At 51.7% G+C, this 15,930-nt stretch carries 11 protein-coding genes and 3 pseudogenes; 2 read left to right on the forward strand and 12 right to left on the reverse strand.

Going from position 1 to position 15,930, the window contains the following annotated elements:
- Positions 1-14: 14 nt before the first annotated feature.
- From fdoI to hutW, 8 genes and pseudogenes are all read right to left on the reverse strand, one after another.
- Positions 15-652 (reverse strand): annotated as a pseudogene (gene fdoI, locus CS369_RS13325) (formate dehydrogenase cytochrome b556 subunit).
- Positions 609-1,556: a formate dehydrogenase subunit beta gene (gene fdxH / locus CS369_RS13330; RefSeq protein WP_196907471.1), complete on the reverse strand. Its 948-nt coding sequence runs from the start codon at positions 1,554-1,556 to the stop codon at positions 609-611. The pseudogene fdoI and the gene fdxH overlap by 44 nt, the downstream one beginning before the upstream one ends.
- A 12-nt stretch (positions 1,557-1,568) precedes the next feature.
- Positions 1,569-4,613 (reverse strand): formate dehydrogenase-N subunit alpha, encoded by a 3,045-nt coding sequence (gene fdnG, locus CS369_RS13335; protein ID WP_196907472.1) that lies wholly within the window; start codon positions 4,611-4,613, stop codon positions 1,569-1,571.
- A 477-nt stretch (positions 4,614-5,090) separates the two neighbouring features.
- Positions 5,091-5,837, reverse strand: coding sequence for a glutamine amidotransferase (locus CS369_RS13340; protein ID WP_196907473.1), 747 nt, complete (start codon positions 5,835-5,837; stop codon positions 5,091-5,093).
- A 96-nt stretch (positions 5,838-5,933) separates the two neighbouring features.
- Positions 5,934-6,416, reverse strand: coding sequence for a YlaC family protein (locus CS369_RS13345; protein ID WP_196907474.1), 483 nt, complete (start codon positions 6,414-6,416; stop codon positions 5,934-5,936).
- Positions 6,417-6,662: 246 nt separating this feature from the next.
- On the reverse strand, positions 6,663-7,148 hold the full coding sequence (locus CS369_RS13350; RefSeq protein WP_280514790.1) for an NAD(P)H-binding protein: 486 nt from the start codon (positions 7,146-7,148) through the stop codon (positions 6,663-6,665).
- A 33-nt stretch (positions 7,149-7,181) separates the two neighbouring features.
- Positions 7,182-7,676, reverse strand: coding sequence for a heme utilization cystosolic carrier protein HutX (gene hutX / locus CS369_RS13355; protein WP_196907475.1), 495 nt, complete (start codon positions 7,674-7,676; stop codon positions 7,182-7,184).
- Between the two features lie 12 nt (positions 7,677-7,688).
- Positions 7,689-9,007, reverse strand: a pseudogene (gene hutW, locus CS369_RS13360) (heme anaerobic degradation radical SAM methyltransferase ChuW/HutW).
- 412 nt (positions 9,008-9,419) lie between these two features.
- Between hutW and CS369_RS13365 the strand changes: the two are divergent.
- Both CS369_RS13365 and CS369_RS13370 read left to right on the forward strand, forming a co-directional pair.
- Positions 9,420-11,585 carry a TonB-dependent siderophore receptor gene (locus tag CS369_RS13365; RefSeq protein ID WP_196907476.1) on the forward strand — a complete coding sequence of 722 codons (2,166 nt, stop codon included), beginning with the start codon at positions 9,420-9,422 and terminating at the stop codon, positions 11,583-11,585.
- Between the two features lie 10 nt (positions 11,586-11,595).
- A pseudogene (locus tag CS369_RS13370) lies at positions 11,596-12,362 on the forward strand (hemin ABC transporter substrate-binding protein).
- Positions 12,363-12,494: 132 nt separating this feature from the next.
- Here CS369_RS13370 and CS369_RS13375 read toward each other — a convergent pair.
- Genes CS369_RS13375 through CS369_RS13390 form a run of 4 tightly spaced genes read right to left on the reverse strand, consistent with a single transcriptional unit; the run spans position 12,495 to position 15,826 of the window.
- Positions 12,495-13,736 (reverse strand): Ig-like domain-containing protein, encoded by a 1,242-nt coding sequence (locus CS369_RS13375; RefSeq protein WP_196907477.1) that lies wholly within the window; start codon positions 13,734-13,736, stop codon positions 12,495-12,497.
- On the reverse strand, positions 13,729-14,409 hold the full coding sequence (locus tag CS369_RS13380; protein WP_244665000.1) for an Ig-like domain-containing protein: 681 nt from the start codon (positions 14,407-14,409) through the stop codon (positions 13,729-13,731). Before CS369_RS13380 ends, CS369_RS13375 begins: the two co-directional genes overlap by 8 nt.
- 9 nt (positions 14,410-14,418) lie before the next feature.
- Entirely contained in the window at positions 14,419-14,889 is a 471-nt protein-coding gene (locus tag CS369_RS13385) for an inverse autotransporter beta domain-containing protein (protein WP_196907479.1), read from the reverse strand.
- 4 nt (positions 14,890-14,893) lie between these two features.
- Positions 14,894-15,826 (reverse strand): inverse autotransporter beta domain-containing protein, encoded by a 933-nt coding sequence (locus CS369_RS13390; protein WP_196907480.1) that lies wholly within the window; start codon positions 15,824-15,826, stop codon positions 14,894-14,896.
- Between the last annotated feature and the right edge of the window lie 104 nt (positions 15,827-15,930).

The raw sequence follows: 15,930 nt of genomic DNA on the forward strand, positions 1-15,930 counted from the left end.
ATTTATACTGTTGTTTACGGTTGTTTTTCTTGTTTTTTTCGTTGAATCTCTCGATACCAGCGTGGATGATGCTTCTTCGACCACGCCGCAGGTACCCAGCCTTCTACCATAGCAGTAATGGTTCCTTTCACCCATAGCGCCGCATACACATGCACCATGATGACAAGGATCAGACCAACGGCCGCCAGCGAGTGTACCAGCAGGGCCAAACGAATCACCGGGATAGGGAACGCCGGAGCAAAGTAGGGACGCCACATCACAATCCCACTCGCCAGCAACAGCACCAGGCAAATGATGGCCAACCAGAACACGCACTTTTGCCCGAAATTATAGCGACCTGTGTCACCGACTTCCTGATTTCTGGCAATTTTATGGATATTTTTGGCCCATTCATGTCATCACGCTGGATCAGGTTGTGTTTCCAGTAGCGCAGGAACATCAGCAAAAAGGCCACAAACATCACCACGCCAACAAACGGATGCAGTATACGCGTCAGTTGTGGCGTACCGAGAATATGCAGTAACCAGTTCAGCGAAGGGAACAAAAACCCTAAACCGCTTATCGCGGCAAACACGAAGCAGAATGCCACAATCCAGTGGTTAATACGCTCAGGCGCGCTGTAGCGCTGAATGCGAATGCTGTTTACCCTCATGCTGTACTGTGGTTGCCTCATCCTTTACCTCGTCCTCGTCGTCCTCTTCTTCGACGCGATTGGGTCCGACGCCGACATAGTGGAAGACGCTGGCGGCAAAGGTCGCAGCAAAACCAATCGCGGCGAGCGGTTTCCAAATCTCCTTCCAAAAGGTCACGGTGGGGCTGATAGCCGGGTTATCCGGTAAACCATGATAGAGCTGCGGCCTGTCGGCATGGTGCAACACGTACATCACATGCGTACCGCCTACGCCTGCCGGATCGTACAGCCCGGCATTTTCGTAGCCGTGCTCTTTGAGATCGACCACACGTTCTACCGCCAGGGGTTTCATATCGTCTTTAGTGCCGAAATGGATAGCGCCCGTCGGACAAGTTTTAACACAGGCTGGCTCCTGCCCTACAGCCACGCGATCGACGCACAGCGTGCATTTGTAAACGCGGTTATCATCTTTATTCAACCGCGGCACATCGAACGGACAACCAGCGATACAATAGCCGCAGCCGATACACTGTTCAGACTGAAAATCAACTATGCCGTTAGCATACTGAATAATCGCCCCCTCTGCCGGGCAGGCCTTCAGGCAGCCCGGATCCGCACAGAGCATACAGCCGTCTTTACGAATCAGCCACTCCAGCTTGCTGTTTTCCTCAACTTCCGAAAAACGCATAACCGTCCAGGATTTGGCCGTCAGATCGATAGGATTGTCATAAACACCAATGTTGTGGCCTACCTCATCGCGAATATCGTTCCATTCGGAGCAGGCGACCTGACAGGCCTTACAGCCGATGCAGGTAGTGACGTCGATCAGCTTGGCGACTTCTGCCTGATGGTCGCGGGCCTGCGGCGGCGGGGTGAAAGCGCTGCTCGCTGAGCGACGAATAACATCTTGTGATTGCATTGCCATGTGCTGTCTCCCTTACGCCTTTTCCACGTTGACCAGAAAAGCCTTGTATTCCGGGGTTTGGCTATTGGCATCCCCCACATGTGGCGTAAGAATATTTGCCATATACCCTTTACGCGTGGTGCCCTCAAACCCCCAGTGGCAGGGAATACCGATGGTCTCCACTGTTTGCCCGGCTACCGTCAAGGTGCGAATACGCTTGGTCACCACCGCTTTGGCTTTGATAAAACCGCGCTTGTTGCTGACCTTCACCGTATCGCCTGCACGAATGCCCTTCTGCTGCGCTAACCCTTCGCCAATTTCGACAAACTGCTCGGGCTGCGCGATGGCATTCAGGCGCGCGTGTTTGGTCCAGTGGCGGAACAACTCGGTGAGCGAATAGGTGGTCGCCACATAAGGAAACTCGTCCGGTATTCCCATACGCTGACGGTCCACGTCAAACAGACGCATGGCCGGGTTGTGCATCACGTTGGCATGCAACGGGTTCTGTTTTAACGGTGATTCGACAGGCTCGTAATGTTCCGGGAACGGACCATCGACCATTTTGGTCATGGCAAACAACCGCCCTAACCCCTCCTGATTCATGATAAAGGGACCGACACCGCTGTTTGGTGTCGCTGTGCTGTAATCCGCCACATCACTGCCCGTCCAGCGTTTTCCATCCCAGCGCACCACTTCTCGTTTCGGATCCCACGGTTGCCCGCTTTCATCCGCCGACGCGCGGTTATAGAGAATGCGACGATTCTGCGGCCATGCCCAAGACCAACCGGGCGTATTGCCCAGGCCAGAATCCGCGTTGTCACGGTTGGCCATCTGGTTGCCCTTTTCCGTCCAGCTTCCGGCGTAAACCCAGCAGAAACTGGCGGTAGTGCCGTCATCACGCATTTGGGCGAAACTGTCGAGCAGTTGGCCTTTTTTCAGAATCTGCTTGCCCTGATCGTCAAAGACATCCTCAAGCGCATAGCCGTTGGCCTCTCTCGCCACTTCCTCCGGTGTAGGATCTTCCGGGTCCGCGTAGTTCCAGGTCATGTTTAGCAGAGGCTCTGGATTGGCCCCCCCTTCTTTGGCATACATCTCACGCAGGCGCAGTAGAATACCGGAGAGAATAACCCCATCGTGCAACGCCTCACCCAGGGGCTGCGCACCAGCAAAGTGCCATTGCAGCCAGCGGCCGGAGTTGACGATAGAACCGTTTTCTTCAGCAAAACAGCTCGACGGCAAACGAAACACTTCTGTCTGAATCAGGGCGGGATCCACATCGTTCAGTTCGCCGTGGTTTTGCCAAAAGTTACTGGTTTCGGTCGCCAACGGATCGATAATCACCAGAAATTTGAGTTTTTTCAGTGCCTCACTGGCCTGATTGGAATCGGCAAATGCCGCCATCGGGTTAAAACCCTGAGCGATATAACCGTTCACCTTGCCAGCCAGCATCAGACGCGAATAGCTGAGCGCGTCATAGCTCTTGTCCCACTTCGGAAGCCAGTCAAAGCCCCAGTCGTTCTCCTTCTGTGCCTTGTCGCCATACAGACTTTTCATCAGGCTAATAAAAAATTTGGACGTGTTCTTCCAATAATTGACCTGATCCGCCAGCAGCGTTTTGGGGGTAATTTCGTTCAAATATTGTTGCAGCGTGGTCTGCTTCTCGGAGGGCAAGTCCATGTAGCCGGGTAAGCGCAGCGACAGCAACCCAAGATCGGTATAACCCTGAATGTTGGAGTGCCCGCGCAGCGCATTTACCCCGCCGCCCGCCATGCCGATATTGCCTAACAACAGCTGGATCATGGCGGCCGTGCGGATCATCTGTGCGCCGGTGGTATGTTGCGTCCAGCCCAGTGCGTAGAGGATCGTGGCCGTTTTATCGGGTACCGCGGTGGTAGCCAGCAGTTCACAAATCTTGATGAAATCGTCGAGCGGCGTACCACACACCTCGGTAACCAACTGCGGCGTGTAGCGACTGACGTGCTGTTTCAGTTGCTGCCATACGCTGCGCGGGTGCGTCAGCGTCATATCACGCTTGGCAAAGCCGTTTTCATCCAGTTCATAGTTCCAGGTCGTATTATCGTATTTACTGTCTTTCTCGCTGTAACCGCTAAACAGGCCATCGGTAAAGGCAAAATCCTCCCGCACCAGCAGACTGGCGTTGGTGTAGAACAACACGTATTGATGCTGAATTTTATCTTGCGTGATCAAGTAATTGACCACGCCGAGCAGAAAAGTGATATCCGAACCGGCCCGGATCGGCGAATACATGTCAGCGACGGCTGCGGTACGGTTAAAGCGCGGATCGACCACCACCATGCGAGCGCCGTTTTTAACCTTAGCCTCAACCGCCGATTTGAATCCCACCGGATGCGCTTCTGCCGGGTTTCCGCCCATCACCAGAATCACATTGGGGTTTTTGATATCAACCCAGCTATTGGTCATCGCACCGCGCCCAAAGGTCGCCCCTAGCGCAGCGACCGTCGGCCCGTGGCACAAACGCGCCTGCGTATCCATCCCCAGCATGCCAAGTGAACGGGCGAAGCGATAATCCAATTCGCCGGTTTCATTACTGGCCGCAGAAGAGCACAGCATCCGGGTGGTGAGCCAACGGTTAACGGTGACGCCTGCGCTGTTTTTTTCCACAAAATTTGCATCGCGATCCGCTTTCATCAACTGAGCAATGCGATCGAAGGCGTCATTCCAACTGATGGGCACCCACTTATCAGAACCTGGCGCGCGGTACTCTGGCTGCTTCAGCCGTTGGTCGCTGTGGATAAAGTCAATCAGCCCAGCCCCTTTTGGGCATAGAGATCCGCTGCTTACCGGGTGGTCCGGATCGCCTTCGATATGGAAGATGGAGGCAACCGCATTTTTGGCTCCGTCGCCACGACTGTACATCAAAATACCGCACCCGACGGAGCAATAGGTACAGTTGTTTCTTGTCTCTCTGGCACGCAACAGTTTGTATTGTCGGGTTTCTGCGAATGCCGTGGCGGGAGAGAAACCTAATGCGGTTATCGTGGTTCCCGCCATGCCGCCCGCACATATTCTAAAGAATTGTCTTCTGCTGACTTGCATAAAAACTCCTAAGCTCACATTGCTCAAAAATTGGTGGCACAAATAGCATTTCGTTTTAATTAATAAATAAGATAGAACCGGATTGGGGATAAAACCATATACTTATTAAGTATTATGCATTGAAATATAAAAACCGCAAATCATTATCAATACAGAAACAAAAAAGTTACATTAACGTCCGATAAATCACCAATTAGTGCATCGCATCACAATTAATAATAATAATTATCAATAGCATCAAGGATAAATCCTCTTTAGTTATATAATTTTTTACATATCGTTTTTTGCGGGAAAATAACGAAGTTCAAAATCAAACAAATCAAAAAGTAATAACGAATTCTCGGATTTTATTAATAGCGTATTGATGTTGAAGGCAAGGAAACGCAATTACGCTGCACAAGGAAGGGTAGTTATTAAATAAACGGGTTGAATTATCGCAACCCGTTATTATCTTTCAATATGGTGGGTTGTTGCCTGTTAAGCCGCAGGTATGAAGCTCGCATCGCGATCATCAATTTGTGCCACAAAATCGAGCAATAGTCGACACGCCCAGAGTGGCTCCCGCTCAAGCTGGAGCAACCGATCAACATCATGCCCAGCGGCCCGTAATGCATTGGCACTGTTACGCACACACTGCGTCATGATCGCCGCGGTAAATTCCGGGTGGAACTGCACCGAAAGCGCATGGGGGCCATAACGTAAAATCTGGCACCCATCCTGTTCTGAATAGGCCAGCACCTGTGCTACCGGAGGTGGAATCAGTACTGATTGCTGATGTGTCAAATAAGCGTCAAAGTGCGCGGGGTGATCACGCAGCAACGGGTCGTTCACCCCCTGCGCTGTCAGCGTCACCGTTTGCAGCCCAATTTCTTTTCCCTTGGGATTATCCGCAACCGTTCCGCCAAGCACATCCGCCAACAGTTGGTGTCCATAACATACGCCCAACAAAGGCAGTTGAGCCTGATACGCCTCACGTAGCCAGGCCGCCGTTGACTCGCTCCAGTCTAACCGGTCAGTCACCATCGACCAGGAACCGCTGATCACCGCCCCGGCAACCGCATCAGGCTGGGGTAAGCGTTCCCCCCGCTCAGGGCGAACTACCAGCAACTCACGCGGTTCTACGGCCAGTGCAGCACTAAACCAGAGGCTTTGTTCACCAACCACTTGGGCAATCGACTGCGGCGGCACGCCCATTTGAATAATCAATAACGGCTTTTTATCCATGTTATGCTTACCTGCTTCTCAATACGCGGATCGTTACCGCTATTCCTTTTGAACCCTACCATGCCGCCGAAACACTGTCACGAGACGGGCATCTGGTCACACCGTCGAACCCTGTGACTTCAGATACACCAGCGCATACACATCAAAAAAAGTCACTTTCCCCTTGGCCTGCTGAATCTGCGCCGCGCCCTGCTTCACCTCGGCGGTAACCTCTGCGCTCGATTGAATTTGTGCATACGCCTGTTGCGAAATACTGCGCTTATTAAACCACTCACCGTTATAGCAGACGCGCAAATCCATCTGGTCAGTATCGTCAAAGTGGTAGCGAGGACTCACATGGCAGGAAAGCCCCAGTGACACGCCCAGCACAAACAGCGTGAACCCCACCACATACCTGCTACTTAAATAGTCGGCAAACCCCAAAATCAGCATCACCGGGAGGTAGCACAGCAACATGCCGCCAAAAAGATAAGGGTGTTTACGGATAAAACCGGGATTAAAGCGAATCTTGTTATCGCGCTTCTCTTTACGATTGAGCTGTTCGATGTCATCACTCAGAATACGTTTAATCTCATCCATCGGGATACTTCCTCTCCTTGCCGCCGGATTCGTCGTATCGACGCGCACCATGCTACGCCGTTGTCTATCAGTATAGCCGCACCGGCGTTAACGAAAAAATAGCATTCCAGCCAGGCCAGAGAACACGCCGACAAGACGAAAGGGAAATAGCGGGTTTGTCAAAGAGAGCCTTGTTTACCAAAGAGATGGCATTGCGTGTGCCATCACGGCGGCACACGCAATAAAAACGACGGTAGGACCGCGAAACTAGCGTACCGCAGGCATTTCGAGATCGGGCTCGATCAGGTTGTAGATTTGATTGCCAAATACCGGTTGCAGCAGCAGTTTCTCCAACGCGAATGCCACATCCTGACGTGAGATAAGCCCCAATGTTGCAGGCCCTTGCGTCAGTTGGCCGTTATGTGTTGCAACCACATCCAGCAGCCCGCCAGGGCGAACAATGGCGTAATCGAGCGAACTGCTTTGCAACCAGCATTCCGCCAGCGATTTCTCTCTCACCGCCAGACCAAAGGCGACTTTCGCCCGCGTGGAGAGCAACAGCCAACCCTCACCGCAGCCCAGTGAAGTCACCAGCAGCATACGCTTCAGGCCAGCCTGTTCTGCGCCATCGATGAGCGTTCGGTGTCCCAGATAGTTCAACGAGCCGCCGCCCAGCTTGGAGACAATTACCGCATCCGACCCTGCCCTCCGGCAGGCTTCTGTAACCACCGCAGGCTCGCAGGCACGCGCCAACGCCGCTGCTCGCACCGAACAGCAACCAAGGCGTCACGCTGCCACCGCCCGCAGTTTATCGGCCAGCAAACGGAATGCGATAACCTGATGTGCCAGCAGTTGGCGGTGATCGTTGAGGCCAAAGAAAATTTTGAACATTGCATCACCCGCCGCATTGAAAAACACGACGGAAGCGGTATCCATCCCCATAAACTTACGTTCAATAAGCGCGATGTGCTCGCAGCGAGTGGCACGGATGTGGCCACTCAGTCCATTTTTGCCACGCAGATTAAAATAACCGTGGCGATGCGTACCGGTCGGCAACACGCTTTTGAATTCCAGAATGGCATCAGCCGTGTGACTGATAAGCGTCACTTCCCCCCATTGGGTAATGGTATCCCACACGCGATCGAACTGTCCCCCCGCTACCAGCGTACGCTGCGCTTCCGGCAATGCTTTGGTGACCGCAAACAGACTGGTCTGGTATTGTTCCGCGATCGCCTCTAAGGTACCATCCGAATTTGTCGCCAATAATTCTTGTAGAGTCATTATCTTCTTCCCTTAATGAGGCAATGATTCCCCAGCATTGAGCTGAGGGATAAGTTGTTGTAGCGCCTGCATCAGATTATTTGCCCAGAAACGTCCATCGTTGGTCAACCGCAGGCAGGTTGACGCATAGCGGGTTAACCCGGCTTCGTGCCATTGGCGCAGTAGCGGTGTCAGCACATCTGCCTGCGGTGTCAGCAGCGGCAGGGCAACACGGCCAATTTCAATACCGGCTTGCAAGCGGTGCTGCCAGGCTCCGGCTTTACTGGCAGGCGTCATCATCGTGATCGGTTTCTCACTGTTATCCAGCTTCGCGTAGTAGCGTTCCAAATCGCGCTCCATCATATACGCCTGGCCGTTGACGTTGCCGCCCGCGCCGCTGCCCATTGCCAGACAGTCAGCACCTTGTTTAATAAGCAGGTTATAGAGATTGCGTTCCCGGGTGGTTTTTGCCCAGTGGCTGTTGCTCAACTGATGCCAGCCTGCATTAGCCAGAAAGTCGGCCCCGGTGTGATAAAAATCGCGCCGTTCCATCACTGCCAGCAGCGTCACACGCTGGTTCTCTGCCGCTTTTGCCAGCGGAGTGGTTGGTAACAGGTTCAACGCATAAAGATCGACACCGTCAAGCGGCAGATCGCTGACAATCGCCAAATCTTCGCGCCAGCTTTCTGCGGTTTGTCCCGGTAAACCGAACATCAAATCACACACCACGGTAGCCTTGTCACGGCTACACAGGTTTTCCAAAAAGTGGATGAGTTGCTGGCGGTCAAACAGGCGTGCCATGCATTGGCGTATCCGACTATCAAAGGTTTGAACACCGATGGAGAAGCGGTTTGCTCCCGCCTCCAAACAAGCATCGATGCGCTCGTCATCAAACCCGGCGCTGCGGCCCTCAACGGTTATTTCACAGTCAGGCGCCAGCGGCAAAGAGGTCCTGATGGCACGAATAATCTGTGACAGTTCGTCAGCGGGCAGCGCCGTCGGCGTACCACCGCCAAAATAGACCGCATGAATGGGGGCGGACTGATGCAGCGTGCTTTCCGCTTCCAGCGCCAGTTCCTGTAGCAGATAGCGGGTATAGGCGGTGGTGCTGTCATCGCGCAACTTGTTCTGATAGAAGCCGCAAAAGGTGCAGTGCGTGGCATAGAAAGGAATGTGTAAATTAAGAGCAGATGCTTGCACGCCGGCACCGTTTGCTGACGCAAGGTTTGCCAGCTTGCGGCAATCTGCTCTGGAGAAAGCGGTACATGATTACGCCAGGGCATCGCCATACGCCGTGCGGCGAACGGTTGCTCGCCGGGCTGGGCGTAATACGGCGTTAAATCAATGTTCATCTCTTCTTTCATCCTTTCTACTTCTACAACGGTAAAAAGATTAGATGATAACTATTTGTATTTAGCAACACGCCCCGACGTGAATTGCGGACCAAACGGAAACCTGCCTCAAGACTTGCGGTTGTATTAACGCATTTTTCGCTTTTTTGTAAAAAAACGAATCTAGAACAAACATTAATAACGCAATTAAAATCAATGTATTAAAAATAAAAGTTAATAATATTGTTATATCAATGATAAATATTATCACTTCATTAAGTTTACTTAATTTAATACAGAAAAAATCAAGTGTTTATTAAAAATAATTTATGAGATTCATCACATAAATATAAAAATATTTTGATAAAAGTTTCATTTAAAATACAATAACCATCAATGCAAATGAGAATTGTTTTCTTTTCAGGGATAGCAAATGAAAAAAATAATGACGCACACAGCGGTATGTTTACTGCCACTAATTTATGGCCATACCTCACTGGCTGCCGGACAGGAAGACGAAATCACGGTTATCAGCGCCGGGCGTACTGAACAGAATCTGTGGGAAAGCCCGGTCAGTATGCAGGTTATCGACAGTGAAAAACTGAGCCGATTTACCGGCGATCAGATGGCGGAAGCGCTGCGGGATATTCCCGGGGTGGATATTGTCGACAGCTCGTTAGCCGGGCGTAAGCAGATCCGTATTCGTGGCGAAGAAGCCTCGCGCGTGTTGGTGCTTATCGATGGGCAGGAAGTGACCTATCAGCGCGCCGGGACAAATTACAGTCTGGGCCTGCTGATCGATCCGTCTTATGTCGAGCGCGTGGAAGTGGTGAAAGGGCCGCACTCAGTGCTTTACGGCTCCCAGGCCATTGGCGGAATTATCAATTTTATTACCCGCAAAGGGGGAGACTTGCCCATCGGTGGCAAAATTAAAGTGATGTATGACAGCGCGACCGCAGGCTGGCAACAATCAGCGATCGCTTACGGTTCACTGGGGGATTTCGAATATCGCCTGAGCGGCAGCTACAGCGATCAGGGTAATAGCAGCACGCCGGATGGCCGCCTGCCCGGTACCGATTTTCGTAGCAACAGCCAATCTGCCTGGCTGGGCTATCGCCTCGGAGACCATAACTTCGGGCTGTCGTTGGACCGATATAAAGTCAGCACTCAGACCTACAACAGCTCCACCGAATATGACAGCTTCAGCGTGCGTATTCCCAATTTGGAACGCGATAAAATCGGTCTGTTCTACGACTGGAACGTCGGAAATAGCCTGCTTAAAAAAGTGCATCTGGATGCCTACCGGCAAAACATCAAGCGGGAGTTCCGCAACGATTTGGTGCAGAGCGGCGTTGATTACAGCTACCAAGGTTGGGCAATGGCCGATTCGGTGATGGCATTGAAAACCGGCACCAATGATAAACAAGTTAGTGACGGTATCACGGTGCAAACCGATCTCCCCCCCTGGGATAATCACCTGCTGATTGTCGGTGGACAGTGGTCACGCGATGATGTTAAGCGAACCGCATCAACCAACGTCAATATTGGCAAGACGATCAGCTTCTTGGGCAGTCCGTACAACATCAATATCAATCCCAATACAAACTCTGACGCCCACTGGCAGCAAACGCACTGGTCGTCATTCGCTCAAGATGAATGGAAAATCACCCCGGATTGGACCTGGACCTTGGGAGCTCGACAATACTGGGTAGAATCACTCTCTTCTGGTAGCACCAGTAATGGCATTATTACTCGCTACGGCTTCCCTGCCATGATTGGCGTAAACGGTTCTGTTAATACTAACAGTGCCAAAGCCAGCCAGCGCGAACACGACAGCACCACCGTAACCGCGACCACGCTGCGCTATTCAGGCTTTACCAATACACAATTACGCGCCTCTTATGCACAGGGTTACGTTTACCCAACCTTAACCCATAAGTTCTACGATACCAGCGCAGGCGGTGGCACCACGTACGGTAACCCGAATCTGAAAGCGGAGCGTTCGGACACCTATGAACTGGGCGCTCGCTATAAAAATACAGAGTGGTTGCTGGACGGTACCGTGTATCACTCACGCGCTAAAGATTACATCACCACGCTCAACTGCGCGGGCAACGCTGCCTGTGCCGGCAGCACCGATGCCAGCAGTCGCTATTATGCTAACGCCAATCGTGCGAAAACCTACGGACTGGAACTGCATGCGGAATATCTGGGCTGGGCGGTATCCCCTTATGTCACTGGGAACGTGATTCGCCGCGAGCTGGAATTGGAAAACCGCAGCACCTTTGACACTGGTGAACCTACACTGACCGGGCGCTTTGGTGTGAAGCATGTCGCCCTGTTCAACCAGTTCTCACTGGAGTCAGATGCCTTCCTGCGTGCAGCAACGCGTGCCAAAGACAGCACCGCCGATCAGGAAACCCAACATGCTGGCTGGACAACGGCCAATCTGGCGTTTACCGTCACCTTCGGCAAGGATGACCAATATCAGGTGAACTGGGCGCTGAACAACCTGCTGGACAAACGCTACACCACCGCGCATGAAGGCATTCCGGCCTCAGAGTTCAGCACGGTGATTGGCGCTTCCATGGCATTCTGAGAGAAATAACATGTTAAGGGTGATATCTGCGCTGTTTATCAGTTGCCTGGCATGTAGCCTACCCGTACAGGGGACATCAGTTCCAGCACGCATCGTAGTCGCTGGCGGTGCTTTGGCGGAAATCGTCTATGCCGTAGGGAGCGGCAGCACAGTGGTAGGGGTGGATCAAACCACCACCTACCCGCCCGAAACACAAACGCTCGCCAAGGTCAGCCACTGGCAGCAGCTAAACGTGGACGGCATGCTGTCTTTGCAGCCCTCGCTGGTGGTGACCTGGCAGGACGCCCAACCGCAGGGCGTGCTGGATCAATTACGCCAGGCGGCTAACCTGTTACAAAAGATCGAACAGGGAGAAGCGCTGATCGCACAAATTAACGCGGACCTTCAGGGGATAGAGAGAACAGCGGGACAAAAAACGCCGGTCAAGGTGCTATTTTTGCTTAGCGTCGCTGGCAACGGGGTCATGGTGGCGGGTAAAGGCACCGTCGCCGATGGCATGATTACGCTGGCAGGGGAAAAAGTGTGGCAACCCACCCTCAATATCGGCCCTACGGCAGTGAATCGGTGATCGCCGCCGATCCGAATGTGATCGTGGTGACATCACAGAGTATCGCGGGTGGGTTGGACACACTGGCTGCGGTGCCTGGCATCACACACACTCGCGCTTGGCGTCAGCAGCGTATTGTTGCCATCGATCAGGCGCTGGTGCTAGGCATGGGACCCAGAGTGGCACAAGCAGTGCAGACACTGAGTGCCGGGTTTTATCCGGGGCTTTGAATCGTTAGGGCAACGCAGAGCATCCTGGCCCGTTTTATACCAATAAAAAGGAGCAGCCATAATAGCTGCCCCTTTACTCATATCATCAAGACTCAACTATAAAACTCGATGAGCCTATGAGATGGAGAAATATCAAAGTCCCTGATGGTAGATCACTCCCCGAGGGGTGCTATGTGTACTGCTGTAGAAAGAACCAAAGCTGATATTAACATAATAATTATTGCCTCCAGTCCCTGTTCCATCTGCTGTCCAATACTCAAATCCAGAAAACCCTGAGTCAGTATAATTACGCAAATTTCCCCATTCCGCCCACAAGGCTCCAACGCGACGGGTACTACTCGAAGTATGATTATATTGCGCCCTAGTTAGATGGTTAAACCCTGGCTGCTGGTTGCAGTATTGGTTAGCCTCTGTCCAGTTTAACGTCGTCGAGCCGTCATTAGTAAACCAACTGTTGACTGTAAACGAGTAACTCAACACCTCTCCTAGCCCATTTGTCGGGGTTGCGGTGATAGTCACAGACCCAGAAGGTGGATTGTTCAGTGTTATCTGACCATTATTTATCGTTACCGCGCCAGGTTGATTTGAATTCCATGTATAAGCACTCGCGTTCCCACTGACGTTTAACGTAAATGTCGCTGCATGAAATCCGGTAGTGGGAAATCCATCGTCAATAGTAAAGGTGTGACCGTTGGCAGAGATCCCCGTAAATTCAGCTCCCGGTTTAAACGTAGAGGTCTGTGCGGCTGTCGTGTGCGTGCCCACGGCCGCCGTAACCTGATTATCGCCTGCAGCCCAGCTTGTTAGCGTGGCCTGCGCCACGCCTTGCGTATTCGTCTGGGCTGTGGGAGTCGTTAACGTTGCGCTACCGCTCGTTAGTGCAAAGGTCACCGTGATGTCAGGAACCACATTTCCCAGACCATCTTTCACCACAACACTTAACATATTACTGTCAGTGCCGTTGGCAAGCGCACCGCTGGCTGCCGTGAAATCCGCATCAGCTATCGTCGCCATACTATTATCGGCGATAAAGACAGGTTTCAAATAGACGAGAGGGCCAAAAGTACCATTGATAAGCGTTCTTAAATCAATTTGTTTAACACCCGCAACCTTGCTTTTGAAGCGATGGGTAGAGATGCCATCAGTATCAGTCCGCGTTGAACCTAAGAATGTCACATTGCTGCTCCAGCTTGGTGATACCGTGACGCCCTCAACCACATTGCCATTTGCATCGATAACGCGAGAACGCAGCTCAACATAGTCTTCATCATCAGCAATAGCGTTGTCTTTTTCTACCCAGGCGCGTTCAATCACAGCAGTGTTAATATCACCGTTGAACCTTGGGTTTTTCTCTTGTGTGCTGGAGCTATTCACCGACGCCTTCACCAGGTTGTCGCCCGGCACCAGACTTGTCAGTGTGGTCTACGCCACTCTCATCCGTCTGGACCGCAGGAATCTTTAACGTCGCGCTACCACTCGTTACCACAAAGGTCACCGTGATACCCGAAACCAGATTGCCGTTTCCGTCTTTCACCACGGCTTTCAGTGCATTGCTCTGCTCGGTGTTTGCTGCCGCACCGCTACCCACTGTAAAGTCCGCATCGGCTATCGTTGCGGTGCTGTGATCGGCGATGAAAAGCGTGTTTACCATCTGGTCCTTGCCGTTTACCGTCGCCGTCACCACGCTGGTGCCTGCCCTGGTGCTGGTCAGCGTCGCCGTGGCGATACCGTCCGCACCGGTGGTGCCGATCACCGTGGTAAGGGTCGCGCCATTGTCGGCCGTAAAGTCGACCGACTGACCCGCCACCGCGTTACCGCTGGCATCCGTTACCAGCACCTGTACGGCGTTGCTCTCTATGCCGTTCGCCAGCGCGTTATTTGTCGTTGTTGTCAAATTGGCTTTAGTAATGCTTGCTGTACTTGGTTCTACAGAAATTTGCAGCGTTGAACGAGGAGAAGCATTTCCCCGACTGTCGTAGGCGACCGCAGTTAGCGTATAGACATTACTGTTGCTATTGCGTGCTGATTGATAAGGGGGCAATGTCATTACCACAGACTACGGTGAAACCTGAGTAAACTCACCGCCAGCCGCAACGAGTGGGCTACTGTTCCACTCGATACGATCAAGGCCATGCTGGCTGTCAACCTGCGCATTTACTGTTACCATTGCCCCTGCTTCACCGTTAATCTGAGCAGGAAGGGTCAGGTGAATAACATCCTGTTTCTGGTATTCCAGCACGATATTATTATTGAGCTCAACCAGATCGTAACTGCTGCCCGCCAAGGTACGGCTCGACGCTACCGCAGAAGGATCGATATGCGACTGCCAGGATGACCCGAGGCGATAATTGAGCTGGAGGTTAAGGCTACTGCCAGATTGTCCACCTTTACCAGCGCGATGTTCAGCCCCCACGGTAAATAACGGGATCGGAGTATAATTAAGTCCTGTCGTCAGGGCATACGGATCTTTCTGGCGATTATTTTTACCGAACAACGCGACATCATTGCCACGATAGTGTTCATACATGAGTTTACCCCCCCAACTGTGGGTAGGCCGGTAAATAGGCTTCTGCACGCACATCATAACCGTTTGCGGGACGCTCATAATAATCAACAACGTCACGCGACTGATGCCAATCGGTCAGGCCAAAATAGCTGTTTGCGGACAATTTTACATAGTCAGCCCAAGCTTCTGCGCTTACACCAACCCGGCGATTTTTTCCGGTAATATCATTATCAAAAAAGGTATTAACACCGTACATCCAATTATCTTGAAAAGTACGGTAGCCAATACCCGCATTTAAGGTATTACGGCTATCTTTATTCCGCGCGCCTAACTGCGTAAACAACATATTTTTATTGTTATCTTTTAACGGCACCAGAACGTCTACCGCGCTACCATCGAGTTTGAAATCATCATTGACGTTTAGCTGTACGCGGGCAGTGCCGTACTGGCTCATCCACTGCTGTGCAGAATTGTTGATTTCGCTATTGGCTGCGGAGCGCGTCATCTGCTCTGCTGATTTGGCGGCATTTTTACTGGATAGCATCGTCGCCCCTGCCACCGCCTGGCTTTCGAGCCGATTGTCTGTCTCAACAGGCTGTTGGTTGTCTATTGAGAAAGGAGAGCGCTTACGAGGGACTTCAACTTCATCGCCCTTCGTCAGGGCTGAGAAGGGTTTAGAAAACGTTCTGTACTGGTTGATTTTTTGTAGTTCTTCAACAGAAACTCCATATCTTTTTGCAATGGCATCAACTGTTTCCCCCGGACCTAACACATACGGTTCAGTATCTGAAAAAGTATGCGTGGAAGCAGAGATAGCCGCAGCCATCTCCGGAGAAAAAGAAATACTCAGTGGAAATAGCAATTGGAAAAAGATATTCACCCACACCATCACGGTGACTTTGCGAGAAACGTTTTGCTCAAATTTTCTTTTCTTGTAAATAAAATAGTTGTATGACATATGTTAATACTCAGGCTAAATAAAAAACCAAACGCTTAAGAAGTGATGGAAATTAGCGTTTGAGTTTTAACAAGACAAGAAATAAGTTCAATCAAATAATATTT

Source organism: Candidatus Symbiopectobacterium sp. 'North America' (assembly GCF_015762685.1).
In the GTDB taxonomy this organism is placed as follows: Bacteria; Pseudomonadota; Gammaproteobacteria; order Enterobacterales; family Enterobacteriaceae; genus Symbiopectobacterium.

Excerpts from the sequence above, each read along its gene's own strand:
- CS369_RS13345 (WP_196907474.1), bottom strand. The coding sequence starts at position 6,416 with ATGGATGAGATTAAACGTATTCTGAGTGATGACATCGAACAGCTCAAT.
- hutX (WP_196907475.1), bottom strand. The coding sequence starts at position 7,676 with ATGACTCTACAAGAATTATTGGCGACAAATTCGGATGGTACCTTAGAG.
- fdxH (WP_196907471.1), bottom strand. The coding sequence starts at position 1,556 with ATGGCAATGCAATCACAAGATGTTATTCGTCGCTCAGCGAGCAGCGCT.
- CS369_RS13390 (WP_196907480.1), bottom strand. The coding sequence starts at position 15,826 with ATGTCATACAACTATTTTATTTACAAGAAAAGAAAATTTGAGCAAAAC.
- CS369_RS13380 (WP_244665000.1), bottom strand. The coding sequence starts at position 14,409 with ATGACATTGCCCCCTTATCAATCAGCACGCAATAGCAACAGTAATGTC.
- fdnG (WP_196907472.1), bottom strand. The coding sequence starts at position 4,613 with ATGCAAGTCAGCAGAAGACAATTCTTTAGAATATGTGCGGGCGGCATG.
- CS369_RS13385 (WP_196907479.1), bottom strand. The coding sequence starts at position 14,889 with ATGTATGAACACTATCGTGGCAATGATGTCGCGTTGTTCGGTAAAAAT.
- CS369_RS13340 (WP_196907473.1), bottom strand. The coding sequence starts at position 5,837 with ATGGATAAAAAGCCGTTATTGATTATTCAAATGGGCGTGCCGCCGCAG.
- CS369_RS13365 (WP_196907476.1), top strand. The coding sequence starts at position 9,420 with ATGAAAAAAATAATGACGCACACAGCGGTATGTTTACTGCCACTAATT.